Genomic DNA, 25,013 nt, shown 5'->3' on the forward strand with positions numbered 1-25,013 from the left:
TAAAAGGTTTATAGCACTTGGCCTTCATGTCTCTTGTCAGCCAGTGCCGCAATGATGCAACCTTGCGGCAATCCGTAATAACGAGGGCGTCAGCCCGGCGCGATCAGCATTTTCGAAGCGAGTCTCCCCATGAAAAGCCAACCCGATGCCGCCAGTCGTATGGCGGCCGAGGTAGTGACGCAGTTACCGGTGCCCTCGCGGCTCGGTATGCTGCGTTTCGAACGGCTGAATGAAGCAAGCTGGGCGTTGCTGTTCCTCGATCCAAACTGCGAACGCTACTTCGGCCTGCCGGCCGTTGAGCTTTGCTCGCTGGTCAGCTCTCCCTTCGCCAGCCTGATGGAGCCTGAAGCGCGCTATCAGTTGCATGACGCGATCCAACAGCAGTTGGCCCAGGCGTCCCACTATCTGATCCGCTACACACTGCACACCGCCAAAGGGCCGATGAACCTGCTGGAGACCGGTGAAGCCTACAGGCAGCACAATCGCCATCTGCTGCGCGGCTATCTGATGGTGGTGGACGACCTGCTGCAGGACGGGCCATCCATGCCGGCCGTGGACCTGGAAACCCAGAACTCCAGGCTCCAGATCGCCCTGGAATTGAATCAACGCGCGCAGCAGGAGCAACTCCAGCACCTGGACCGGGTCCGCGCCCAGCAAGACCTGATCCTGTTGTTGACTCGCCAGCGCTACAGCGCCAACAAATCCCTGCAAGAAGCCGCCGAGCTGATTACGCGCAGCGCGTGTGACATCTACCAGATCGATTGCGCGAGCATCTGGAATCTGGAGGACGGCAAGCTGGTGCCGATCTCCGCCTATAATCGCGCCTCCCAGGAACATTTCCTGCCAAAGGTGATCAACGCCAGCGAATTTCCAGACTACATGGAAGCGTTGCAGACCTGCCGCGCCATCGATGCCCATAACGCGATGCGCGACCCTCGCACGCGGGAATTGGCCGAGAACCTCCGGGCCCGGGACGTCAATGCCATCCTCGACGCCAGCATCCGTATCGACGGGCAAGTCGTCGGGGTGCTCTGCCTGGAGCAAGTAGGCGCGACCCGCGCCTGGCAGTCGGACGAAATCGCCTTCGCCGGCGAACTGGCTGACCAATTCGCCCAGGTCATCAACAACCACAACCGCCGCACCGCCACCAGCGCCCTGCACCTGTTCCAGCGCGCCGTGGAACAGAGCGCCAACGCGTTCCTGCTGGTCAATTGCGACGGTGTGGTGGAGTACGTCAACCCAAGCTTCACCGCCATCACCCAGTACACCACCGAAGAAGTTCACGGCCAGCGCCTCTCGGAACTGCCGGCCCTGGAGAACCTCAGCGAACTGCTGTTCGATGCGCCATCGGCCCTGGCCCAGAGCAACAGCTGGCAGGGCGAATTCAAGAGCCGACGCAAGAACCTCGAACCCTACTGGGGCCAGTTGTCGATCTCCAAGGTCTATGGCGACAACCGCGAGCTGACCCACTACATCGGCATCTACGAAGACATCACCCAGACCAAACTGGCCCAGCAGCGCATCGAACGCCTGGCGTACACCGACAACCTGACCAACCTGGGCAACCGTCCGGCTTTTATCCGCAACCTGGATGAACGCTTCGCCCGCGACAGCAATTCGCCCATCAGCCTGCTGCTGGTGGACATCGACAACTTCAAGCGCATCAACGACAGCCTCGGCCATCAGACCGGCGACAAACTGCTGATCAGCCTGGCCCGGCGCCTGCGCAATAGCCTGAGCTCCAGCGGCAGCCTGGCGCGCTTCGCCAGTAACGAATTTGCGGTGCTGCTGGACGACACCGACCTTGAGGCCGGCCAACAGATCGCCAGCCAGCTGCTGATGACGCTCGACAAGCCGATGTTCGTCGATAACCAGTTGATCAGCGTGACCGGCTCCGTGGGCCTGGCCTGCGCGCCTTTGCATGGCCGCGACCCACAGACCCTCATGCGCAACGCCGGCCTCGCTCTGCACAAGGCCAAGGCCAACGGCAAGCACCAGGTCCAGGTGTTCACCGAGGCGCTGAACGCCGAGGCAAGCTACAAGCTGTTCGTGGAAAACAACCTTCGACGCGCCTTGACCCAGAACGAACTGGACGTGTTCTATCAGCCCAAGCTGTGTCTGCGCAGCGGTCGCTTGCTGGGCATGGAAGCGCTGCTGCGCTGGAATCATCCGGAAAAAGGCATGATCCGTCCTGACCAGTTCATCAGCGTGGCCGAGGAAACCGGCCTGATCATCCCCATCGGCAAATGGATCGCCCGCCAGGCCTGCCGCATGAGCAAACAGCTGACCGCGGCTGGCCTGGGCAATCTGCAAGTGGCGATCAACCTGTCGCCCAAGCAGTTTTCCGACCCGGACCTGGTGGCCTCGATCGCCAGCATCCTCAAGGAAGAACAATTGCCCGCGCGGCTGCTGGAACTTGAACTGACCGAAGGCCTGCTGCTCGAAGCCACCGAAGACACCCACCTGCAACTCGACCAGCTCAAGCGCCTGGGCCTGACCCTGGCGATGGATGACTTCGGCACCGGTTATTCGTCCCTGAGCTACCTGAAGAAATTCCCGATCGACATCATTAAGATCGATCGCAGCTTTATCCATGAAATCCCGGACAACCAGGACGACATGGAGATCACCTCCGCGGTGATTGCCATGGCCCACAATCTGAAGCTCAAGGTCGTGGCCGAAGGCATCGAGACCGCCCAGCAGCTCGCCTTCCTGCGGCGCCACCGCTGTGACGTCGGCCAAGGTTACCTCTTCGACCGGCCGATCCCCGGCGCAGAGCTCGTCGAGAAGCTCAAGCGCTACCCGCGCGGTCCGCTGGTCTGACAGCCGCTTATAGCTTGCAGCGGCTTTTGTGAGGCACACTGACGGTCTATTTCGCTCAACTCAATCTGACTGAGAGGACTGATGATGGTCTTGCGCTCGGAAATCCTGGTGAACAAAAACGTGCTTCCTACTCCCGATCAAGCTCTCCCTGGCCGTGAAACCCCAATGGCCGTGCCGGAAAAACACTTTGTCCTCGACGCGCCGCTGTTGGGCCCATTCGTCACCAATGTGGACTTCGCCATCTTCGGCCTCGGCTGCTTCTGGGGCGCGGAGCGCAGGTTCTGGCAACGTGAAGGCGTCGTCAGCACGGCGGTGGGTTATGCGGGCGGCTTTACGCCAAACCCGACGTATGAAGAAGTCTGCTCGGGCCTGACCGGCCACAGCGAAGTCGTGCTGGTGGTCTACGAGCCGGAGAAAGTCAGCTATGACGACTTGCTGAAGATGTTCTGGGAATTGCACAACCCGACCCAGGGCATGCGCCAGGGCAACGACATCGGCACCCAGTACCGCTCAGTGATCTACTGCACCACGCCCGAGCAACTGGAAGCGGCGAAGAAGAGCAAGGAAGTGTTCCAGGCTGAGCTGGGCAAGGCCGGGCTGGGGGAAATCACCACCGAAATCGACGAAGCGCCGACGTTTTACTTTGCCGAGGCGTATCACCAGCAATACCTGGCGAAGAACCCTGAAGGCTATTGCGGGATTGGCGGCACGGGCGTGACCTGCCCGATCTGACGGTCGGGCCCTGAAAAGCTTCGCGAGCAAGCTCGCTCCCACAGGGGCCCGGGGCGGACACAGATGTCGCGTACACCTCGACACCCCATGTGGGAGCGGGCTTGCTCGCGAAGGCGTCCTGCCTGACGACCTGAATGCATCGGCTCAGCGATCAGCTTTCAGCAATCAACCAATCCATCTGCCACCCACCCTGGGTCTGCCCAAGTTTCCTGGACAACCACGGCAGCAGCTCGCGCAGTTCCTCCTCAAGCCCCCACGGCGGGTTGGCAATGGCCAGGCCCGAGCCGTTCAGGCTGTTGGGCGTGGCCAGCGGGTGCACCAGCAATTCCACCCGCAACAATTTAGGCGCGCCCGTGCCGGCCAAGTCCTGGTAGAAACGACGCAACATGCGCTGGTCCTTTACCGGGTACCAGATCGCCGCCACAGTCTGGCGCATCCGACTGACGGCTTCCTTGAGCGACGCGGCGCAACGCTGCATCTCATCCAGCTGTTCGAACGGCGGATCGATCAACATCAGAGCGCGCTTCTCTGCCACCGGCAACAACGCACGAGGAACATGCCAGCCTTCGCCCAAGTGGACCGCCACGCGACGGTCGCCCTTCATGTTGTCCTTGAGCAGCACGCCGTCCTCCGGATGCTTCTCGTTGAGCAATACTCGGTCCTGCGGTCGGGTCAGGCGCCGTGCCAACTCCGGCGAGCCCGGGTAATAGCGCAACTGGCCGTCCGGGTTCATCTCGCGCAGCACCTTCATGTAATCGGCGGTCAGGGGCGGCAGGTCGTCCTGGTCCCACAACCGTGCGATGCCTTCCAGGTATTCACCGGTACGGCTGGCCTGGTCGCCCTGCAAGTCGTAAAGCCCGATGCCTGCGTGGGTATCGAGGTAGGCGAAGGGCTGCTCCTTGCGCGACATCAAGGCGATGAGGCGGGTCAAGGTCAGGTGTTTGAACACATCGGCGTGATTGCCGGCGTGGAAGGCGTGGCGATAATTCATGGCGGCTCCTGCGAAGGGCGACGAGTTTACCTCGAAGCGCGCCCAACGTCAGGGGTTGGCGGCCGAGTGGACGAACAGCGCCCCGTAGCGAGGGAGCTTGCTCACGCTGCACTGCGCATCTCTGAACTTATCTCCCAAGCGCAGCCAACGGCACGGCACAGGAACCCTCCTTGCAGCGTACGCACTCCTCACAGAACGGCGCAGGACTTTTCAAACTGAGTATTTGCGCCAATGACAGCGGTGGCGCCAGCGCGGCGGCAAGTTTATCCGGAGCGCCCGCTGCAACGGGTTCGGCGCCCATCGCCACCATCGGCGCGCCGCCGACCTGGATGGGTACGCTGCTGAAGATTCCGCCCGGTCCGATGTTGATCCAGTGCCCGCCGGCCTGGATGGTCGCAGTGGCGCCGCCCTCCAGCACGATCTGTTGGCCGGCGCTGACATGAAACCGCCCAGCAGCGCTCAGGGCCTGGTTGGCGACGCGGATATGCCGGTCGCCCGTCACCATCAGGTGATCGTCCTGGCGAACTTCAACCTGCCGTCGCCCCCGGGTGATGCGCTGCTCGCCGTCCTTGAGTTCGTGCCGGGACAAGCCGGCAACGAAGATGCTGCGCTCATGATCGACCTGCACGCGCTGGTCATGCAGCACATGCTGGGTCCAGTTGCGCTGGGCTCGAAGGTAGATCTCCTCGGCGCCCTTGCGGTCTTCGATGCGCAATTCGTTGTAGCCGCCACCACCGGGGCTGCTCTGGCTGCGCAGGATACTGCGGGTCTTGTCGGCCGGCAGGTCGAGCGGCAGCGGGTTGGCGCCGTTCGGCAGGCAACCGACCACCAGCGGTTTATCGACGTCGCCGTCCATGAACCCGACCAGCACTTCCATGCCGACCCGAGGAACCATCACACTGCCGTAACGATCGTGCGCCCAGCCGGTGGCCACGCGCAGCCAGCAGCTGGAATGCTCGTCACCTGCACCGTCGCGATCCCAGACCAGTTGCACCTTGACCCGCCCGAACTCATCGCAATGGATCTCGCTGCCCACCGGTCCGGTCACTACCGCTGACTGGTAGCCACTGATCGACGGCTTCTTGTGCTGCAAAGGCGGACGGAAAAAAACGTCCCAGGGCGTCGCCAGGAAGGTATTGTCGTAGCCCTGGAATTCACCCGGGCCGACCGAAGCGTTCTCTTCCAGCACTTGCGGCTGCCGGCCACGGTGATCGACCTGCGTCAACAGCCAGAGATCATTCCATCGCGGGCGGGGATGCTCCTCGATGCGCATGAAATGTCCGCTGGCGAAAGCGCTGTCGTCACTGCTGCCCTCCGCCAAAAGGTGCTCCGCGCCGTGTCGCTCGAGGGAACGTCGGGCCAGGTGGCTACCATCGGCACGGTCGATGAATTGGCCGGGATATTGATAATCCTCAAGCGAAGCTGGCGCTTGCCCACCGAGACCGGCTTGCAGCAGCAGGCCAGGCTTGCGGAAGTCATAGTCGCGTAGCGTCACCGCAGTGGTTCGCGCCTGGTGCCGTACCGCCAAGCGCTTGATGGCCGGCGCAGCGCCAGCCATCCCGCTGCCCGGCAGGTATAGTGTCGACTCGGGTAAACGCTTGAACATCGTCTGGTCGTCGCCAAACACCAGCAGATGCCCGTCAGGGCTGTGCTGGAAGTGGTAATGGATGCCGACCTCGGCACATAGCCGCTCGATGAAGTCCAGATCGCTTTCACCGTACTGCACGCAATATTCACGCTCGGGGTATTGCCCACCCAGACTGAACTGGAATGCATCGGCCAGGATGCCGTGATCCTTCAGGACGAGGCCAACGATGGCGGGCACACTCAGATGCTGGAAAATTCGCCGGTTGATGCGGTGGCGCAAGTACGCCAGGCGTGGCACGAGGGTGATCTGGTAACGGGTCAGGCGCTTGCCCGAGTCGCCTTGGGCCACGCTGTAGACCTGGCCATGTATCCCACCGCCGCAGCGATCGAAACCCAGGTAAGCCTGGCGATGCAGAAGGTCCTCCAGCACCAGGTCGGGCCGATCGCTGACCAGCTCCAGATCAAAGCAATAGGGTTGGCTGATGGCTTCCTTGCCCTTGAACTCAAGCACCTTGAGGTCATTTGGCCCGCTGTCGAACGCCAGCGTGAAACGTGGTGAATTGGCAGGCGCGAACATCCGATGTGCCTCTGCTGAATGAGACGGGCGATTCTGCACGAGCCACTGGCAGTGTTGATCCATTGTCAGGAAAAACAGATTTCCCCTACACCCAAGAGTCAAAAAGCTGCAAGGCACGCTGCATTTTCCGATGGACAATCCCTACACCGCGATCCTGAAAGCCTTCGTACGAAGTAATCAGCTGCTTCTTACACAGCGACCGGCCTTCTATCGCGCAAAGGCGTGATAACGTCGTTTGGTCGTAAAAGCCAAGGACGCAACCATGACCCTCCGCTATACAAAAATCGCCATGATCCTGGCGCTTGCCGCCTTCGCCTTCCTGACCGTGTTCAACAACGTCACGGACTACAGCTCCAACTTCAATTTCGTCCAGCATGTGCTGAGCATGGACACCACCTTTCCCAACAACGCCGCCCGATATCGGGCCATTGACAAGCCCTGGATGTGGCACGGGGCTTATGGGCTGATCATCCTCGGCGAAGCAATCACCACCGTGCTGCTGGCCTATGGCGGGCTGACACTCTGGCGGGCACGCAGGGCGGATGGCCTGGCTTTTAATCGGGCAAAAAAATGGGCCATCGCTGGGCTGACGGTCGGATTCTTCGTCTGGTTTTTCGGCTTCATGGTTGTTGGCGGCGAGTGGTTCCTGATGTGGCAATCCGAGATCTGGAATGGCCAGGATGCCGCGTTCAGGTTCTACATGGCGCTGCTGGGCGTACTGATTTTTCTCAACCAGCCCGACACCTTGGACCCTCAGCCATAAAAAACGGCCCGCTCCAATGGAGGCGGGCCGTTTTTACTGTTTTGAGCGAGCCATTGCAGGCTCGCCAAAGCCTTACTGGTTCAAGCGGAAATCTTTCTCAGCCGCTTCGAAGCGCTGCAGCATGCCGGTGGTAGGCGTGCCCATCTTGCTGACGAAGTAGATGGCCAGGCTGGCGAAAATGAAGCCCGGAATGATTTCGTACAGACCCAGCAGCTCGAAATGCTTCCAGACCACCACGGTGATCGCACCGACCAGGATACCGGCCAAGGCGCCGTTGCGAGTCATGTTCTTCCAGACCACGGAGATCAGGACCACCGGACCGAAGGCGGCACCGAAACCGGCCCAGGCGTAGCTCACCAGGCCCAGAACGCGGTTTTCCGGATTCGCGGCCAGGGCGATGGCGATCAGGGCCACCAGCAGCACCATGGCACGGCCGACCCAGACCAGCTCTACCTGGGAAGCGCTCTTGCGCAGGAAAGTCTTGTAGAAGTCTTCGGTCAGGGCGCTGGAGCACACCAGCAACTGGCAGCTCAGAGTGCTCATGACTGCCGCGAGAATGGCCGACAGCAGTACACCGGCAACCCATGGGTTGAACAGGATTTTCGCCAGCTCGATGAATACACGCTCAGGGTTTTCGGTCACTGGACCGGCCACCTCTGGGTTAGCCGAGAAGTACGCGATACCGAAGAAGCCAACGGCAACGGTGCCACCCAGGCACAGGATCATCCAGGCCATGGAGATGCGACGCGCCTTGGCGATCGACTTGACCGAATCCGCCGCCATGAAGCGCGCCAGGATGTGCGGCTGGCCGAAGTAGCCCAGGCCCCAGCCCATCAGCGAGATGATCCCGATGAAGGTGGTGTTTTTCAGCATGTCGAACGAAGTCGCGTCTTTCGCTTCGATCGCCAGGAACGTGGTATCCACGCCGCCCGTGGCCAGCAGCACGATGATCGGCGTCAGGATCAGCGCGAAGATCATCAGCGTGGCTTGTACGGTATCGGTCCAGCTGACCGCCAGGAAACCACCGATGAAGGTGTAGGCGATGGTCGCGGCAGCACCGGCCCACAGCGCCGTCTCGTAGGACATGCCAAAGGTGCTTTCGAACAAGCGTGCACCGGCCACGATGCCGGAAGCGCAATAGATGGTGAAGAACACGAGGATCACCACCGCAGAGATGATCCGCAGCAAGCCACTGGTGTCTTCAAAACGGCTGGAGAAATAATCCGGCAGCGTCAACGCATCGCCATTGTGCTCGGTCTGGACCCGCAGGCGACCGGCCACGAACAGCCAGTTCAGGTAGGCACCGATGATCAGGCCGATGGCGATCCAGCTCTCCGACAGGCCGGACATGTAGATTGCACCGGGCAAACCCATCAACAACCAGCCGCTCATGTCGGAAGCGCCGGCAGAAAGCGCCGTCACGACACTGCCCAGGCTGCGACCGCCCAGGATGTAGTCGGAAAGGTTGTTGGTGGAGCGATAAGCCATCAGGCCGATCAGGACCATGGCTGCGATATAGATCACGAAGGTGATCAGGGTGGGATTGCTAACACTCATGAGTTACGCCCTGGCTTTGTTTTTATGGTGCGGTGGCAGTTGAAAGCGTCGACAACGCGAACGTTGTGCGGACGTTTTGTGGACCCGCGAATTTATGACTGATGTTTCCCCAGGAAAGCCATCAGCCGATGCAGCTCGACCCGGTTTTTGTACCCAGAACCGGTTGCACCTTGGCCGCGAATGCTATTCAACAATCCAAATAAGGTGCAACCAGTTTCGTTCAAATAAGTTGCACCCAGTCGGAATAATCGTACGGATGGCAATTATTGCCCGTTATTGGTGCACCGAAGGAAGCTTTTGCAAGATTTTTCGCACCAAACAGGTGCCCTCATGAAAGGGACTACAGACCATCCGGATGAACTGCTCATAATTTCGACAAAAAACAGGTTGCACCCGGTTGCACCTCCCCCGGCTCGCAGCTAATCTTGCCGCCAGCTGATGCCACGCGGTACGTGGCAAACATGAGGATAAAAATATGGCTACCACCACCCTTGGGGTCAAACTCGACGACCCGACCCGCGAACGTCTCAAGGCGGCCGCGACTTCGATTGATCGCACGCCGCACTGGCTGATCAAGCAGGCAATTTTCAATTACCTGGAGAAACTCGAGGGTGGTGCAACCCTGACCGAGCTGAACGGTTCAAGCCGCGCCGACAATGACGATGCCGGCGAAGTCCAAGCGGACCACGCTCATCAATGCTTCCTGGAATTCGCCGAGAGCATCCTGCCGCAATCGGTCCTGCGCGCCTCCATCACCGCCGCTTACCGTCGCCCAGAGCCGGAAGTGGTGCCGATGCTGATCGAGCAAGCGCGCCTGCCGGCCGAAATGGCCGAAGCCACCAACAAGCTGGCGGCTTCCATTGCTGAGAAGCTGCGTAACCAGAAGAGTGCCGGCGGTCGTGCCGGTATTGTTCAGGGCTTGCTGCAGGAATTTTCCCTGTCGTCCCAGGAAGGCGTGGCACTGATGTGCCTCGCCGAAGCGCTGCTGCGTATCCCGGACAAGGGCACTCGCGACGCGCTGATCCGCGACAAGATCAGCACCGGCAACTGGCAGCCGCACCTGGGCAACAGCCCGTCGCTGTTCGTCAACGCCGCTACCTGGGGCCTGCTGCTGACCGGCAAACTGGTCGCCACCCATAACGAAGCGGGCCTGACCTCGTCCCTGAGCCGCATCATCGGCAAGAGCGGCGAGCCGATGATCCGCAAGGGCGTCGACATGGCCATGCGCCTGATGGGCGAGCAGTTCGTCACCGGCGAAACCATTGCCGAAGCCCTGGCCAACGCCAGCAAGTTCGAATCCAAGGGTTTCCGCTATTCCTACGACATGCTGGGTGAAGCCGCACTCACCGAGCATGACGCCCAGAAGTACCTGGCCTCGTACGAACAGGCTATCCATTCCATCGGCAAAGCGTCTCATGGCCGTGGGATTTATGAAGGCCCGGGCATCTCCATCAAGCTCTCGGCCCTGCACCCGCGCTACAGCCGCGCCCAGTACGAGCGGGTGATGGACGAGCTGTACCCGCGCCTGCTGTCGCTGACTCTGCTGGCCAAGCAATACGACATCGGCCTCAACATCGACGCCGAAGAGGCCGACCGCCTCGAACTGTCCCTGGACCTGCTCGAGCGCCTGTGCTTCGAGCCGCAATTGACCGGCTGGAACGGCATCGGCTTTGTGATCCAGGCGTACCAGAAGCGTTGCCCATACGTAATCGACTACGTCATCGATCTGGCCCGCCGCAGCCGCCACCGCCTGATGATCCGCCTGGTAAAAGGCGCGTACTGGGACAGCGAGATCAAGCGCGCCCAGGTCGAAGGCCTGGAGGGCTATCCGGTGTACACCCGCAAGGTTTACACCGACGTTTCCTACATTGCTTGCGCACGCAAATTGCTGTCGGTGCCAGAAGTCATCTACCCGCAATTTGCCACGCACAACGCCCACACCCTGTCGGCCATCTACCACATCGCCGGTCAGAACTATTACCCGGGCCAGTACGAGTTCCAGTGTCTGCACGGCATGGGTGAACCGTTGTACGAGCAAGTTGTAGGTAAAGTCTCCGAAGGCAAGCTGAACCGTCCGTGCCGTGTGTACGCTCCGGTCGGCACCCACGAAACGCTGTTGGCCTACCTGGTGCGTCGTTTGCTGGAAAACGGCGCCAACACCTCGTTCGTCAACCGCATCGCCGACCAGTCCATTTCCATTCAGGAATTGGTGGCCGATCCGGTGGCAAGCATTGAGCAGATGGCTACCCTGGAAGGCGGTTTTGGCCTGCCGCATCCGCGCATCCCGCTGCCACGCGACCTGTACGGCAGCGAACGCGCCAACTCCAGCGGCATCGACCTGGCCAACGAACATCGCCTGGCCTCGTTGTCCTGCGCCCTGCTGGCTACTGCTCACAACAACTGGAAAGCCGCGCCGATGCTCGGTTGCGCCGCCAGCGAAGAAGCGCCGGCGCCGGTGCTGAACCCGGCCGATCATCGCGATGTGGTCGGTCACGTCCAGGAAGCCACGGTCGAAGACGTCGACAACGCCATCCAATGCGCCCTCAACGCCGCGCCAATCTGGCAGGCGACGCCACCGGCCGAACGCGCCGCCATCCTCGAGCGCGCCGCCGACCTGATGGAAGCCGAGATCCAGCCGCTGATGGGCCTGCTGGCCCGTGAAGCCGGCAAGACCTTCGCCAACGCCATCGCCGAAGTACGCGAAGCCGTGGACTTCCTGCGTTACTACGCGGTGCAGGCCCGCAACGATTTCACCAACGATGCCCACCGCCCACTGGGTCCAGTGGTCTGCATCAGCCCGTGGAACTTCCCGCTGGCAATCTTCAGCGGCCAGGTCGCCGCCGCATTGGCCGCCGGCAACCCGGTACTGGCCAAGCCCGCCGAGCAGACTCCGCTGGTAGCGGCCCAGGCTGTACGCCTGTTGCTCGAAGCCGGTACTCCGGAAGGCGTCTTGCAATTGCTGCCGGGCCGCGGTGAAACCGTTGGTGCCCGCCTGGTGGGTGACGATCGCGTCAAAGGCGTGATGTTCACCGGCTCTACTGAAGTCGCCCGCCTGTTGCAGCGCAACATCGCCGGGCGCCTGGACAACCAGGGCCGTCCGATCCCGCTGATCGCCGAGACCGGCGGCCAGAACGCTATGATCGTCGACTCCTCGGCGCTGACCGAACAAGTGGTCATCGATGTGGTGTCTTCGGCCTTCGACAGCGCCGGCCAGCGTTGCTCGGCCCTGCGCGTGCTGTGCCTGCAGGAAGATTCCGCCGACCGCGTCATCGAAATGCTCAAGGGCGCCATGGCCGAATCGCGCCTCGGCAACCCGGAGCGTCTGTCGGTGGATATCGGCCCGGTGATCGACGCCGAAGCCAAGGCTGGTATCGAGAAGCACATCCAGGCCATGCGCGATAAAGGTCGCACTGTGTACCAGATGGCGATTGCCGACAGCGACGAATGCAAGCGCGGCACCTTCGTGATGCCGACGCTGATCGAGCTGGAAAGCTTCGATGAGCTACAACGGGAGATCTTCGGCCCCGTGCTGCACGTGGTTCGCTACAAGCGCAAGGAGCTGGACCAGTTGATCAACCAGATCAACGCCTCCGGCTACGGCCTGACGCTGGGCGTGCACACCCGAATCGACGAGACCATCGCCAAGGTGATCGACAACGTTCATGCCGGCAACGTCTACGTGAACCGCAACATCGTCGGTGCGGTGGTCGGTGTGCAGCCGTTCGGCGGCGAAGGCTTGTCGGGCACCGGTCCGAAGGCCGGCGGCCCGCTGTACTTGTACCGCCTGCTGTCGACCCGTCCTACCGATGCGATCCAGCAATCCTTCGTACGTGGCGACGCCCTGGCCGCGCCAGACCTGCGCCTGCGCGACGCCATGAGCAAGCCGCTGACCGCTCTGCAAACCTGGGCCGACAGCCAGAAGCTTGCCGAACTGAGCGCCCTGTGCGTGCAGTTCGCCGCCCAGTCGCAAAGCGGCATCACCCGCCAGCTCACCGGCCCGACAGGCGAACGTAACAGCTACGCCATCCTGCCCCGCGAGCACGTGCTGTGCCTGGCGGATGTGGAAGGCGACTTGCTTACACAACTGGCAGCCGTACTGGCCGTCGGCGGCTCGGCCGTGTGGCCGGAGTCCGACACCAGCAAGGCCGTGTTCGCACGCTTGCCGAAGGAAATCCAGGCGCGCATCCAGCGCGTTGCCGACTGGACCAAGGACGACGTGCTGTTCGACGCCGTCCTGCATCACGGCGATTCGGATCAACTGCGCGGTGTCTGCCAGCAAGTGGCCAAGCGAGCCGGTGCCATCGTCGGCGTGCATGGCTTGTCCCAAGGCGAAACCAACATCGCGCTGGAGCGTCTGGTCATCGAACGGGCACTGAGCGTCAACACCGCCGCGGCCGGTGGTAACGCCAGCCTGATGACCATCGGCTAAACGCTGCAAACCAGGCATCTGCGATAGGTGCCTGGTCGTCGAAATCCCTGTGGGAGCGAGCTTGCTCGCGATAGCGGTGTGCCAGTTGAAATCATTTCTGACTGACCCACCGCTATCGCGAGCAGGCTCGCTCCCACATTTTTTGATTAGCGTCGCCCCTTCTGCTCCATCACCCAAATCAATCATCCTGTTCAGCCTCCATTCCCAGACCTAGACTCGGCCCATCCCAAGAAAAGGTAGGCCGCCATGTCCGAGACGCTGCTCAGTTCCCGCAATCTGGCTTTCGAGCTGTATGAAGTCCTTGATGCCGAAGGCCTGACCCAGCGCGAACGGTTTGCCGAGCACAATCGCGAAACCTTCGAGGCGGCCATCGGCACGGCACGCAACATTGCCGAAAAGCATTTCGCGCCGCACAACCGCAAGAACGACGAAAACGAACCACGCTATGAAAACGGCGAGGCGATCCTGATCCCGGAAGTGAAGCCGGCGGTGGATGCGTTCCTGGAGGCTGGTTTTCTCAACGCCGCCCGCAGCTTCGAGGCCGGCGGCATGCAACTGCCAACGTTGCTGTCCCAGGCTTGCTTTGCGCACTTTCAGTCGGCCAACGCCGCTTCGACGTCCTACCCCTTCCTGACCATGGGCGCGACGAACCTGATCGAAAGCTTCGGCAGCGATGATCAGAAACAGCGCTTTCTGCAACCGATGATCGATGGTCGCTTCTTCGGCACCATGGCCCTGACCGAGCCCCATGCGGGTTCATCGTTGTCGGATATCCGTACACGCGCGGAGCCGGCGTCCGACGGTACCTATCGGCTCAAGGGCAACAAGATTTTCATTTCCGGCGGCGACCATCCGTTGTCGGAAAACATCGTGCACATGGTCTTGGCGAAACTGCCGGATGCGCCGCCGGGCGTGAAGGGTATTTCGCTGTTTATCGTGCCGAAGTTCCTGGTCAACGATGATGGCAGCCTCGGCCAGCGTAACGACGTGCTGCTGGCCGGTCTGTTTCACAAGATGGGCTGGCGCGGCACCACGTCCACGGCGCTGAACTTCGGCGACAACGGCGAATGCGTGGGTTATCTCGTAGGAAAACCGCACCACGGCCTGAGTTATATGTTCCAGATGATGAACGAGGCTCGCATCGGCGTCGGCATGGGGGCGGTGATGCTGGGTTACGCCGGCTACCTGTATTCCCTTGAATATGCCCGCCAGCGCCCGCAGGGCCGCGTGCCTGACAGCAAGGACCCGACCACCGCCCCCGTGGCGATCATCCAGCACGCCGACGTGCGCCGCATGCTGCTGACCCAAAAGGCCTACGTGGAAGGTTCGTTCGACCTGGGCCTGTACGCGGCGCGCCTGTTCGACGACACCACCACGCTAGAAAGCGAAGCCGAGCGTCGGCGCGCCCATGAGTTGCTGGACTTGCTCACGCCCATCGTCAAGTCGTGGCCCTCGGAGTTCTGCCTGAAGGCCAACGAGCTGGCCATCCAGATTCTCGGCGGCCATGGTTACACCCGCGAATACCCAGTTGAGCAGTATTACCGCGACAACCGCCTGAATCCCATCCATGAGGGCACCCACGGTATCCAGTCCCTGGACTTGCTGGGACGCAAACTGGCGCAGAACGGCGGTGCCGGGCTCAAGCAATTGATCCGCCTGGTGGCCGATACCACTGAGCGCGCCCAAGCGTACGAATCGCTGACACCCTTGCGTCAGCCGTTGGAAGCCTTGGTGGCACGCCTGCAAACAGTCACCCTCGGCCTGCTGACCGACCTGGCCCAAGGCAAGGTCAACGATAGCCTGGCCAATTCGGCGCTGTACCTAAAAGTGTTTGGGCACATGGTGATCGGCTGGCGCTGGCTGGAACAGGCGATTCGTGCCGAGGAGGGCTTGGCCAAGGGGAACGCGGCGGATGTCGATTTCTATCAAGGCAAGCTGCAAGCGGCGCGCTACTTCCTGACCTGGGAAGTGCCGGGTTGCCAGCATGAGCTGACGCTGCTCGAAGCGCGGGATGACACCTGCCTGGGAATGCGGGATGAATGGTTCTGAGCCAGCGCCTGTAGCGCGGCTGACATCCAATCGCGAGCAGGCTCGCTCCCACATGGATCGGTGGTGAACTCTGATTTTGTAACCACCAAAAATCTACTGTGGGAGCGAGCTTGCTCGCGATAGCGGTATTTCAGTCAATACACAGGGCAACTGTGCTGGCGCCATCGCGAGCAAGCTCGCTCCCACAAAAGCCACACAGTCAACATTCGCTAACGCCTCAGGCCTGCTGAATCGTCTTGGAGATCACTTCGACCGTGGCGCTGACCTGCTCCTGGTAACGGTCGAGTTCCGCCCGATGCTGCTTCTGCATTTCGATCTGTTGAGAACACAAATTCATGGCCGCCAATACCAGCAGGCGATCACCGATCAAGGTCGGGTATTTACGCTTGGTATCGGCCAGGGCCGCCTTGAGCATCGAAGCAGCGTCCAGCAACGCTTGCTCCTGCCCGGCCGGCGCCTTGATCGAATAGTCCTCCCCGAAAATCGAGACGACTGTCACCCCATCGACACGTTGACTCATGCGCTGGCCGTTGCGGTGCTGGCGCGCTCGATCAGCGCCTGGATCCGGGCGGTGATGGTGCCGTGGAGTTCTTCCTGCTCCATCAGGCTCAGTTGCAGGCTTTCGTTTTCATCCTTGGCCTTCGCCAGTTCGGCGCCCAGGGTTTCATTCAGGCCGGCGAGGTGACGGTTCTGTTGCACCAGGTCGTTGACCAATTGCTCCAGCTGGCTGAGGGATGTTTCCAACATATTGATTTCCAGGGTTTTTCAAGGGGCGCGTACGATAAAGAAAAGTCATCGTCAACGCCACGACTCAGAGAACAGCGGCGCACCACTGGCGAGCTGTAGAGACTGCGAACAAGGAATCTGGTTCCGACCCTTCGTCGCGCCGTTGCCGGTGGAGTGCGACAAAAGCACGCAGCGCCCTCAAGACTTCAGTCGCAAGACCGATAAGTCATTGAAACCAGTCACAGCCCCGCACGGACGCGCTTCTTCACGGTAACTTCCATGTCCCTACGTAATATGAACATCGCGCCGCGGGCGTTCCTGGGGTTTGCCCTGATCGGCGCCCTGATGCTGGCCCTCGGCGTGTTTGCCTTGAGCCAGATGAGCAAGATTCGCGTGTCCGGCGAAAACATCGCTCAGAACAGCGTGCCCAGTATCAAAGCACTGAATGACGTCACCCAGCTCACCCTGCGCCTGCGCGTGTTGTCCTATCGCCTGCTGATCAACCGCGAAGCGGATACCCAGCAAAAAACGCTGGACCTGTTCGAGCAACGCAACCAGCAGGTCCGCGCCGCCCAGATGTCTTATGAGAAACTCATCAGTGCGCCTGAAGAACGGGCCGCGTATGAGCAACTCACGCAGCTGCTCAATCAGTACCGTCAGCTCGAAGAGCGGATGAAAACCCTGTCGCGCAACAATCAGCTCAACGAACTGCAAGCGCTGCTCAACGCTGAGTTGACGAGCAACTCCGACGCTATCAACGCAGCGCTCGCTCGCCTGTCGGACATCAACAACCAGCAAGCGGAAGCATTCAACAAAAACGCGGCACAGCAATATTCCACAGCCTTCATCTGGGTCGTCACCCTTCTGGCCATCGCCACCGGCCTGACCCTGCTGTTCGCCTGGCTGCTGACCAACAGCATCACCAAGCCGATCGCCAACGCGTTGGATGCCGCCGAAGAAATCGCCAAGGGCAACCTGACCCGGCCGATCACCGTTGACGGCAGCGACGAGGCTGGCCGACTGCTGCGGGCGATGTCGACCATGCAGGAAAAACTGCGCGACACCCTGCAACGGATCTCCGGCTCGGCCACGCAATTGGCCTCCGCCGCCGAAGAGCTCAACAGCGTCACCGACGAAAGCGCCCGTGGCCTGACCCAGCAGAACAACGAAATCGAACAAGCCGCCACCGCGGTCAACGAGATGACCAGCGCCGTGGAAGAAGTTGCCCGCAACGCGGTCAGCACGTCGGAAGCGTCGAAACACGCCACCACGTCCGCTGGCGACGGTCGCGACCTGGTGCAGGAAACCGTCGGTGCCATCGAGCGCATGAGCGCCGACGTCCAGAGCACCGCCACGCTGATCGGCAACCTGGCCGATGAGTCGCGAGACATCGGCAAGGTGCTCGACGTGATCCGCGGTCTGGCCGACCAGACCAACCTGCTGGCCCTGAACGCCGCTATCGAAGCTGCCCGTGCCGGTGAAGCCGGTCGTGGTTTCGCCGTGGTCGCCGACGAAGTCCGCGCCTTGGCCCACCGCACCCAGCAGTCGACCAGCGAGATCGAACGCATGATCGGCAGCATCCAGAGCGGCACCGAACAGGCCGTGGACTCGATGCGCAACAGCACCGAACGCGCCGAATCGACGCTGAACATCGCCCGCGGCGCCGGCATGTCCCTCGACACCATCAACACCGCCATCGTCGAGATCAACGAACGCAACCTGGTCATCGCCAGCGCCGCCGAAGAACAGGCCCAGGTGGCCCGCGAAGTGGACCGCAACCTGGTGAACATCCGCGACCTGTCGGTGCAGACGGCCACCGGTGCGAATCAGACCAGCGCTGCAAGCGCCGAGCTATCGCGCCTGGCGGTGGATTTGAACAGCATGGTTGGGCGGTTCAGCCTTTAACCCACGTAACGATGACTGCTCACAGACCGTGAGCAATCCTCCGCCTGGCTTTTGTGGCGAGGGAGCTTGCTCCCTCGCCACAATGTTTCCGCTCCAGGGAGCCGATGCCTATCGGTCCCCCAACCTTTTTTGACAGCATCACATTTCAACAGGTTAGAATCGCTGGCACGCAGACTGCATGGTCAGTTTGTGCCCGCCCTCAGTTTTTCGGAGTACTGCCTTTGACCGCGACGACCATCAACAGCCTGTTCTTGATCGGCGCGTTGCTGGTGGGTGCGAGCATTCTGGTGAGTTCTCTTTCGTCGCGCCTGGGCATCCCGATCCTGGTGATCATCCTCGCCGTGGGCATGCTTGCCGGCGTCGACGGCGCCGGTATTCTTTTCGATAACTACGCCACGGCGTATCTGGTGGGCAACCTCGCGTTGGCGGTGATCCTGCTGGACGGTGGGTTGCGCACGCGGGTCTCGAGCTTTCGCGTGGCACTGTGGCCGGCGTTGTCGCTGGCCACTGTGGGCGTGTTGATCACCACCGGGCTGACCGGCATGGCCGCCGCGTGGTTGTTCAACCTGAACCTGATCCAAGGCTTGCTGATCGGCGCGATTGTTGGCTCTACCGACGCCGCTGCGGTGTTCTCGTTGCTCGGTGGCAAAGGCCTGAACGAGCGGGTCAGCGCCACCCTGGAAATCGAGTCCGGCAGCAACGACCCCATGGCGGTGTTCCTCACCGTGACCCTGATCGGCATGCTTGCCAGCGGTGAGACCGGGCTGCATTGGAGCCTGCTCGGGCATCTGGTGCGCGAGTTCGGCATCGGCGCGGTGATCGGCCTGGGCGGCGGATGGTTGATGCTGCAGCTGGTCAACCGCATCAACCTGGCCAACGGCCTCTACCCGATCCTGGTCATCAGCGGCGGCCTCGCGGTGTTCGCCCTGACCAACGCCCTGCACGGCAGCGGCTTCCTGGCGGTGTACTTGTGCGGCCTGGTCCTGGGTAATCGCCCGGTGCGCAGCCGCCACGGCATCCTGCACATGCTCGACGGCATGGCCTGGCTCGCCCAGATCGGCATGTTCCTCGTGCTGGGGCTATTGGTCACGCCCCATGACCTGCTGCCCATCGCCTTGCCCGCCATGGGCCTGGCGTTGTGGATGATCCTGATCGCGCGCCCGCTGTCGGTCATGGTCGGGCTGTTACCGTTCAAGGCGTTTCATGGTCGCGAAAAGGCTTTCATTTCCTGGGTCGGCCTGCGGGGCGCCGTACCGATCATTCTCGCGGTGTTCCCGCTGATGGCCGGCCTGCCTCACGCGCAGCTCTATTTCAACCTCGCGTTCTTTATCGTGCTGGTGTCACTGCTGGTACAAGGCACCAGCCTGCCCTGGGTCGCCAAGCTGCTGCACGTGACCGTCCCGCCAGAACCGCTGCCCATTTCCCGGGCGGCGCTGGAAGTACATGTGACGAGCGAGTGGGAACTGTTTATCTACCGCCTCGGTGCGGAAAAGTGGTGCATCGGTTCGCCTCTACGGGACTTGAAAATGCCCGACGGAACGCGCATCGCGGCCCTGTTTCGGGGGCAGCAATTGCTCCATCCGTCGGGTAGTACAGTGCTGGAAGTGGACGATTTGCTCTGCGTGATCGGCCATGAACATGATTTGCCAGCCCTTGGAAAACTGTTCAGCCAGGCACCGCAACGGGGCCTGGATTTGCGCTTCTTCGGCGACTTCGTACTCGAAGGAGACGCCCAGCTGGCCGCGGTTGCTACGCTGTATGGGTTGAAGCTGGACGGCATCGATCCGGACATGACCCTGGGCCGTTTCATTGCCCAGAAAGTCGGCGGTGCACCCGTGGTTGGCGACCAGGTGGATTGGAACAACACCCTGTGGACCGTCGCGGCCATGGACGGGAACAAGATTGGCAAAGTGGGCGTCAGATTCCCCGAAGGAAGTCGCCCGGGTCCCGGCTTGTTCCTCTAAACTGCTCCCACTCTCATTTGCTTGACCGGTCTCTATGCCTACCCTGCGCTCCTTATTCGCCATCGCCCTGCTCGGCCTGGGTCTTTCCATCTGCACGGTCCAGGCCGCTGAGCCGCCGACCAGCACCTCGGTCCAGGCCAGCCTGGACAAGATCGCCGACCGCAAGCTCCCGGAAGCCGACCAGAAAGCCTTGCAGGCCGTGTTGCAAAACACCCTGACCCAGTTGACCAACAAGGCCGACTACGAACAGAAACTGCTCGCCCTCAAGCAGCAACTGGCCAACGCGCCCAAACAGAACATCGAGAACCAGCGCGAACTGGCGCGGCTCAAGGGCACCAATGTGGTGCCGGTGGCGCAACGCTACGCCAACCTGCCGATTCCCCAGCTAGAGCAAATGCTGACGGAACGCTCTACCCAGCAGAGCGATCTGCAAAAGGCCCTGGCCGACGCCAATAGCCTGGTCATCACCGCCCAGACCCGCCCCGAGCGCGCCCAGGCGGAAATCTCCGCCAGCCAGACCCGAATTCAGCAGATCAACGCCATCCTCAAGGCCGGACGGGATGCGGGCAAGGCGCTGAGCGCCGAGCAGCGCGACCAGCTCAATGCGGAACTGGCGGCCCTCAACGCGCTGATTCCACTGCGCCGCCAGGAGCTGGCCGGCAACAGCCAACTGCAAGACCTGGGCAATAGCCAGCACGATCTGCTTTCGGAAAAGATCGACCGCATGGAGCGGGAAATCCAGGACCTGCAGAACCTGATCAACCAGAAACGCCTGGCCCAGTCCCAGGAAACGGTGACGCAGCAATCCATCGAAGCGCAGAAAGCCGGCGGCAGCAGCCTGCTGGCGACCGAAAGCACGGCCAACCTCAAGCTTTCCGATTATCTGCTCAAGAGCACCGACCGCCTCAACGAGGTCACCCAGCAGAACCTGCAGACCAAGCAACTGCTGGACAGCGTCACCCAGACCGATGCCGCCCTGGACGAGCAGATCAGCGTGCTCAAGGGCAGCCTGCTGCTCTCCAAGATTCTTTACAAGCAGCGCCAGACCTTGCCGCGCCTGAAGCTGGACCAGAACCTGGCCGACCAGATCGCCGACATCCGCCTGTATCAGTTCGAAGTCAGCCAGCAACGTGAATTGCTGAACAATCCCGCAGCCTACGTCGACAACCTGCTGGCGTCCCAGCCCTCCGAGCAGGTCACCCCACAGCTGCGCAAGACCCTGCTTGAACTGGCCCTGACCCGGGTCGACCTGCTGGACCGCCTGAACCGTGAATTGAGCGCGGTGCTCAACGAGTCCATCACGCTGCAGCTCAACCAGAAACAACTGCTCAGCACCGCACAGAATCTGCGGGCCACCCTTGAAGAACAGATGTTCTGGATTCCCAGCAACAAACCGCTGGATTTCGAGTGGATGCGTGGCGTGCCGGCCCGCCTGGAAAAACAAGTCGATTCGCTGCCCTGGGCCTCGAGCCTCAGCGAACTGGCTGACGGCCTGACCCAGCGGCCGCTGCTGTTCCTGCCCCTGGCGCTGTTGATCGGCGCGCTGCTGTGGCGCCGCAAGAATCTCTATGCGCGCCTTAACAAGGTTCACCAGGATGTCGGCCACTTCAAGCGCGACAGCCAGTGGCACACACCCCAGGCGATCCTGATCAACATCCTTTTGGCCATGCCGGTGGCGCTGGCGCTTGCCTTGTGCGGCTACGCCTTGCAGATCGACGCCCGCGGCCAGAACACCAACCTCGGCGCGGCCTTGCTACAGATCGGGCAGGCCTGGCTGGTGTTTTACACCGCCTATCGAATCCTCTCGCCAGGCGGCGTTGCCGAGCTGCATTTCCGCTGGGAAAAACCCCAGGTCGAATTTCTCCAGGGCTGGATCCGTCGGCTCGGGCTGGTGGTATTGGCCTTGGTGGCCGTGGTGGCCGTGGCGGAGTTGCAGCCTTCAGCCCTGGCCGATGACGTGCTCGGCATGCCGGTGGTGCTGACCTGCTACGCCTCGATGGCCTGGCTGCTCAGCCGGCTGTTGCTCAGCAGTCCGACGCACAAGAACACATCGCTGTTCCGCAAGGCCGTCGGCGTGCTGTTCACCGCATTGCCGATCGCGCTGTTCGTCGCCGTCTGCTTCGGCTACTACTACACCGCGCTGAAACTCAGCGACCGCTTGATCAACACGCTGTACCTACTGATGTTCTGGCTGGTGATCGAGGCCACCTTCGTGCGTGGCCTCTCGGTCGCGGCGCGGCGCCTTGCCTACCAGCGTGCCCTGGCCAAGCGCCAGGCGGCCAAGGAGGTCGGCGACGGCGAAGCGGTGGTCGAGGAACCGACCCTGGACATCGAAAAGGTCAACGAACAGTCCCTGCGCCTGATCCGCCTGGCCCTGCTGGGCGGTTTCATGGCCGCGCTGTACTGGGTCTGGTCGGACCTGATCAGTGTGTTCTCCTACCTGGACAACATCACCCTCTACGAATACACCAGCGGCACCGGCGCCAACATGAGCATGGTGCCCATCAGCATCGGCGACATGCTCGGGGCACTGATCATCATCGGTATCACCTTCGCGTTGGCCCGCAACCTGCCGGGCCTGTTGGAAGTGTTCGTGCTGTCGAAGCTGAACCTGGCCCAGGGCAGCGCGTATGCCACCACGACCTTGCTGTCCTACGTGATCGCCGGTGTCGGCTTCGTCACGACGCTGTCCACCCTGGGTGTGAGCTGGGACAAGCTGCAATGGCTGGTGGCGGCGCTGTCGGTAGGTTTGGGCTTCGGCATGCAAGAGATCTTCGCCAACTTCATCTCCGGCATCATGATCCTGTTCGAGCGCCCGGTGCGCATCGGCGACACCATCACCATCGGTAACCTGTCGGGCACCGTGAGCAAGATCCGCATTCGCGCGACCACCATCACCGATTTCGACCGCAAGGACATCATCGTCCCGAACAAGACGTTCATCACCGGGCAGTTGATCAACTGGTCGTTGACCGACACCGTCACCCGGGTGACCCTGAAATTAGGCGTGGACTATGGCTCGGACCTGGACAGGGTGCGCGAGTTGCTGCTCAAGGCCGCTCGCGATAACCCCCGCGTGCTGAAGGAACCGGAGCCGATCGTGTACTTCCTGAACTTCGGTGAAAGCACCCTGGACCATGAGCTGCGCATGCACGTGCGCGACCTCGGTGATCGAAACCCGGTGCTGGACGAGATCAACCGATTCATCAACCGGGAATTCAAGAAGGAGCACATCAACATCTCCTTCCGGCAGATGGAAATCTACTTGAAGAACCTGCAAGGCCAGGAATACAAGCTGGTGCCTGCCGAGCCTGACAAAAAGACCATCACGCCCGTGCCTTCAACGGTCGCCAGCATCAAGCCGATGCCCGAGCCTCCGCAAGGCACCCTCGACTGACAGCGGGTTGCCTGCGGGCGGCCCGTCGGAGACGGCCATGAAAACGCTGGAAACGCTGACCTTCGATAACCGCTTCGCCCGCCTGGGCGACGGTTTCTCGGCCCATGTGCTGCCCGAGCCCATCGACAACCCGCGGCTGGTGGTTGCCAGCCCGGCGGCCATGGCGCTGCTGGACCTGGAGCCGGCAGAAGCCGAGACACCGCTGTTCGCCGAGATCTTTGGCGGCCACAAGCTGTGGGCCGAAACCGAGCCCCGGGCGATGGTGTACTCAGGGCATCAATTCGGTCACTACAACCCGCAACTGGGCGACGGCCGCGGGTTGCTGCTGGGCGAGGTGTACAACGAGGCCGGCGAGCACTGGGACCTGCACCTCAAGGGCGCCGGCCAGACGCCGTTCTCCCGGATGGGCGATGGGCGCGCGGTGCTGCGCTCTTCGATTCGCGAATTCCTTGCCTCCGAGGCCCTGCACGCCTTGGGCATCCCCACCACCCGCGCGTTGTGCGTGATCGGCTCCGACACCCCGGTGTGGCGCGAAAAGCAGGAGCGCGCCGCCATGGTGCTGCGCCTGGCCCCCAGCCATGTGCGCTTCGGACACTTCGAATATTTCTACTACACCAAGAAGCCGGAGCTGCATGCCGCCTTGGCCGAGCACGTGCTGAACCTGCATTTTCCGCAATGCCGGGAGCAGCCCGAGCCCTACCTGGCGATGTACCGCGAGATCGTCGAGCGCAACGCCGAACTGATTGCGAAATGGCAGGCCTATGGTTTCTGCCATGGCGTGATGAACACCGACAACATGTCGATCCTGGGCATCACCTTCGATTTCGGGCCGTTCGCCTTCCTCGATGACTTCGACGCCAACTTCATCTGCAACCATTCCGATGACCAGGGCCGTTACTCGTTCAGCAACCAGGTGCCCATCGGCCAGTGGAACCTCAGCGCCCTCGCCCAAGCCCTGACGCCTTTTATCAGCGTCGATGCCCTGCGCGAGACCCTTGGCTTGTACCTTCCCCTTTACCAGGCCCACTACCTGGACCTGATGCGCCGCCGCCTCGGCCTGACCGTCGCCGAAGAAGAGGACCAGAAACTGGTGGAGCGCCTGCTGCAACTGATGCAGAACAGCGGCGTCGACTACAGCCTGTTCTTCCGCCGGCTGGGCGACCAGGCGCCGGAACAAGCCGTCGCCACCTTGCGCGACGACTTCGTCGATCTCAAGGGTTTCGACGCCTGGGCCGAGCTGTACGTCGCCCGCGTCAACCGCGAGGGCCCGGTCGACCAGGACCAGCGCCGCGTTCGCATGCACGCCGTCAATCCGCTCTACGTGCTGCGCAACTACCTGGCCCAGAAAGCCATCGACGCCGCCGAGTCAGGCGATTACGAAGAAGTCCGCCGCCTGCACAGCGTGCTGAGCAATCCTTTTGAAGAACAATCGGGGATGGGCAGCTACGCCGAGCGGCCGCCGGAATGGGGCAAGCATCTGGAGATCAGTTGCTCATCGTAACCCTCCCGCCAA

General features: G+C 61.7%; 13 protein-coding genes and 2 pseudogenes. 10 read left to right on the forward strand and 5 right to left on the reverse strand.

All coding sequences use genetic code 11. The features are described 5' to 3' along the window. Nucleotides 1–129: 129 nt before the first annotated feature. Together M1D68_RS23020 and msrA are read left to right on the forward strand one after the other, a co-directional pair. Entirely contained in the window at nt 130–2,823 is a 2,694-nt protein-coding gene (locus tag M1D68_RS23020) for an EAL domain-containing protein (RefSeq protein WP_420766137.1), read from the forward strand. An 84-nt stretch (nt 2,824–2,907) separates the two neighbouring features. After that, complete coding sequence (gene msrA / locus M1D68_RS23025; protein ID WP_420766136.1) at nt 2,908–3,555, forward strand: peptide-methionine (S)-S-oxide reductase MsrA; 648 nt, start codon at nt 2,908–2,910, stop codon at nt 3,553–3,555. 151 nt (nt 3,556–3,706) lie between these two features. Here the strand turns inward: msrA and M1D68_RS23030 are convergent, their stop codons facing one another. Together M1D68_RS23030 and M1D68_RS23035 are read right to left on the reverse strand one after the other, a co-directional pair. Beyond that, nucleotides 3,707–4,546 (reverse strand): 23S rRNA (adenine(2030)-N(6))-methyltransferase RlmJ, encoded by an 840-nt coding sequence (locus M1D68_RS23030; protein WP_420766135.1) that lies wholly within the window; start codon nt 4,544–4,546, stop codon nt 3,707–3,709. A gap of 127 nt (nt 4,547–4,673) precedes the next feature. Continuing rightward, nucleotides 4,674–6,710 carry a type VI secretion system Vgr family protein gene (locus M1D68_RS23035; protein ID WP_457968478.1) on the reverse strand — a complete coding sequence of 679 codons (2,037 nt, stop codon included), beginning with the start codon at nt 6,708–6,710 and terminating at the stop codon, nt 4,674–4,676. A 262-nt stretch (nt 6,711–6,972) separates the two neighbouring features. Here M1D68_RS23035 and M1D68_RS23040 point away from each other — a divergent pair, with 262 nt between their 5' ends. Continuing rightward, on the forward strand, nt 6,973–7,473 hold the full coding sequence (locus M1D68_RS23040) for a DUF2165 family protein (protein ID WP_434675772.1): 501 nt from the start codon (nt 6,973–6,975) through the stop codon (nt 7,471–7,473). A gap of 72 nt (nt 7,474–7,545) precedes the next feature. Here M1D68_RS23040 and putP read toward each other — a convergent pair whose 3' ends face one another. Continuing rightward, complete coding sequence (putP, locus tag M1D68_RS23045) at nt 7,546–9,030, reverse strand: sodium/proline symporter PutP (RefSeq protein WP_420766132.1); 1,485 nt, start codon at nt 9,028–9,030, stop codon at nt 7,546–7,548. Nucleotides 9,031–9,505: 475 nt separating this feature from the next. On the opposite strand from putP, the gene putA reads away from it, so the two are divergent. Both putA and M1D68_RS23055 read left to right on the forward strand, forming a co-directional pair. Next, a complete protein-coding gene (gene putA / locus M1D68_RS23050; RefSeq protein WP_457968480.1) occupies nt 9,506–13,459 on the forward strand; it encodes a trifunctional transcriptional regulator/proline dehydrogenase/L-glutamate gamma-semialdehyde dehydrogenase in 3,954 nt (1,317 codons plus the stop codon). A gap of 246 nt (nt 13,460–13,705) precedes the next feature. Next, nucleotides 13,706–15,508: an acyl-CoA dehydrogenase gene (locus tag M1D68_RS23055; protein ID WP_457968482.1), complete on the forward strand. Its 1,803-nt coding sequence runs from the start codon at nt 13,706–13,708 to the stop codon at nt 15,506–15,508. Between the two features lie 217 nt (nt 15,509–15,725). Here the strand turns inward: M1D68_RS23055 and M1D68_RS23060 are convergent, their stop codons facing one another. Together M1D68_RS23060 and M1D68_RS23065 are read right to left on the reverse strand one after the other, a co-directional pair. Beyond that, nucleotides 15,726–16,028 carry a cell division protein ZapA gene (locus tag M1D68_RS23060; RefSeq protein WP_457968484.1) on the reverse strand — a complete coding sequence of 101 codons (303 nt, stop codon included), beginning with the start codon at nt 16,026–16,028 and terminating at the stop codon, nt 15,726–15,728. Continuing rightward, nucleotides 16,025–16,255: a hypothetical protein gene (locus M1D68_RS23065; RefSeq protein ID WP_457968486.1), complete on the reverse strand. Its 231-nt coding sequence runs from the start codon at nt 16,253–16,255 to the stop codon at nt 16,025–16,027. The genes M1D68_RS23060 and M1D68_RS23065 overlap by 4 nt, the downstream gene beginning before the upstream one ends. A 324-nt stretch (nt 16,256–16,579) precedes the next feature. Here M1D68_RS23065 and M1D68_RS23070 point away from each other — a divergent pair. From M1D68_RS23070 to selO, 5 genes and pseudogenes are all read left to right on the forward strand, one after another. Beyond that, nucleotides 16,580–17,236, forward strand: a pseudogene (locus tag M1D68_RS23070) (MCP four helix bundle domain-containing protein); the annotation flags it as partial. Nucleotides 17,237–17,539: 303 nt separating this feature from the next. Beyond that, nucleotides 17,540–18,139 (forward strand): annotated as a pseudogene (locus M1D68_RS23075) (methyl-accepting chemotaxis protein); the annotation flags it as partial. A gap of 221 nt (nt 18,140–18,360) precedes the next feature. Beyond that, on the forward strand, nt 18,361–20,103 hold the full coding sequence (locus M1D68_RS23080) for a potassium/proton antiporter (RefSeq protein WP_420767093.1): 1,743 nt from the start codon (nt 18,361–18,363) through the stop codon (nt 20,101–20,103). A 34-nt stretch (nt 20,104–20,137) separates the two neighbouring features. Next, nucleotides 20,138–23,500, forward strand: a complete 3,363-nt coding sequence (mscK, locus tag M1D68_RS23085; RefSeq protein ID WP_420767092.1) for a mechanosensitive channel MscK — start codon at nt 20,138–20,140, stop codon at nt 23,498–23,500. Between the two features lie 37 nt (nt 23,501–23,537). After that, nucleotides 23,538–25,001: a protein adenylyltransferase SelO gene (selO, locus tag M1D68_RS23090; RefSeq protein WP_457968488.1), complete on the forward strand. Its 1,464-nt coding sequence runs from the start codon at nt 23,538–23,540 to the stop codon at nt 24,999–25,001. The last annotated feature ends 12 nt before the right edge of the window (nt 25,002–25,013 follow it).

Source organism: Pseudomonas sp. R4-84 (assembly GCF_054130985.1).

What these genes read in the sequence shown, in the direction of transcription:
- M1D68_RS23065 (WP_457968486.1), bottom strand. Translation starts at nt 16,255, where the DNA reads ATGTTGGAAACATCCCTCAGCCAGCTGGAGCAATTGGTCAACGACCTG.
- mscK (WP_420767092.1), top strand. Translation starts at nt 20,138, where the DNA reads ATGCCTACCCTGCGCTCCTTATTCGCCATCGCCCTGCTCGGCCTGGGT.
- M1D68_RS23040 (WP_434675772.1), top strand. Translation starts at nt 6,973, where the DNA reads ATGACCCTCCGCTATACAAAAATCGCCATGATCCTGGCGCTTGCCGCC.
- M1D68_RS23060 (WP_457968484.1), bottom strand. Translation starts at nt 16,028, where the DNA reads ATGAGTCAACGTGTCGATGGGGTGACAGTCGTCTCGATTTTCGGGGAG.
- putP (WP_420766132.1), bottom strand. Translation starts at nt 9,030, where the DNA reads ATGAGTGTTAGCAATCCCACCCTGATCACCTTCGTGATCTATATCGCA.
- putA (WP_457968480.1), top strand. Translation starts at nt 9,506, where the DNA reads ATGGCTACCACCACCCTTGGGGTCAAACTCGACGACCCGACCCGCGAA.
- selO (WP_457968488.1), top strand. Translation starts at nt 23,538, where the DNA reads ATGAAAACGCTGGAAACGCTGACCTTCGATAACCGCTTCGCCCGCCTG.
- M1D68_RS23020 (WP_420766137.1), top strand. Translation starts at nt 130, where the DNA reads ATGAAAAGCCAACCCGATGCCGCCAGTCGTATGGCGGCCGAGGTAGTG.
- M1D68_RS23055 (WP_457968482.1), top strand. Translation starts at nt 13,706, where the DNA reads ATGTCCGAGACGCTGCTCAGTTCCCGCAATCTGGCTTTCGAGCTGTAT.
- M1D68_RS23035 (WP_457968478.1), bottom strand. Translation starts at nt 6,710, where the DNA reads ATGTTCGCGCCTGCCAATTCACCACGTTTCACGCTGGCGTTCGACAGC.
- msrA (WP_420766136.1), top strand. Translation starts at nt 2,908, where the DNA reads ATGGTCTTGCGCTCGGAAATCCTGGTGAACAAAAACGTGCTTCCTACT.
- M1D68_RS23030 (WP_420766135.1), bottom strand. Translation starts at nt 4,546, where the DNA reads ATGAATTATCGCCACGCCTTCCACGCCGGCAATCACGCCGATGTGTTC.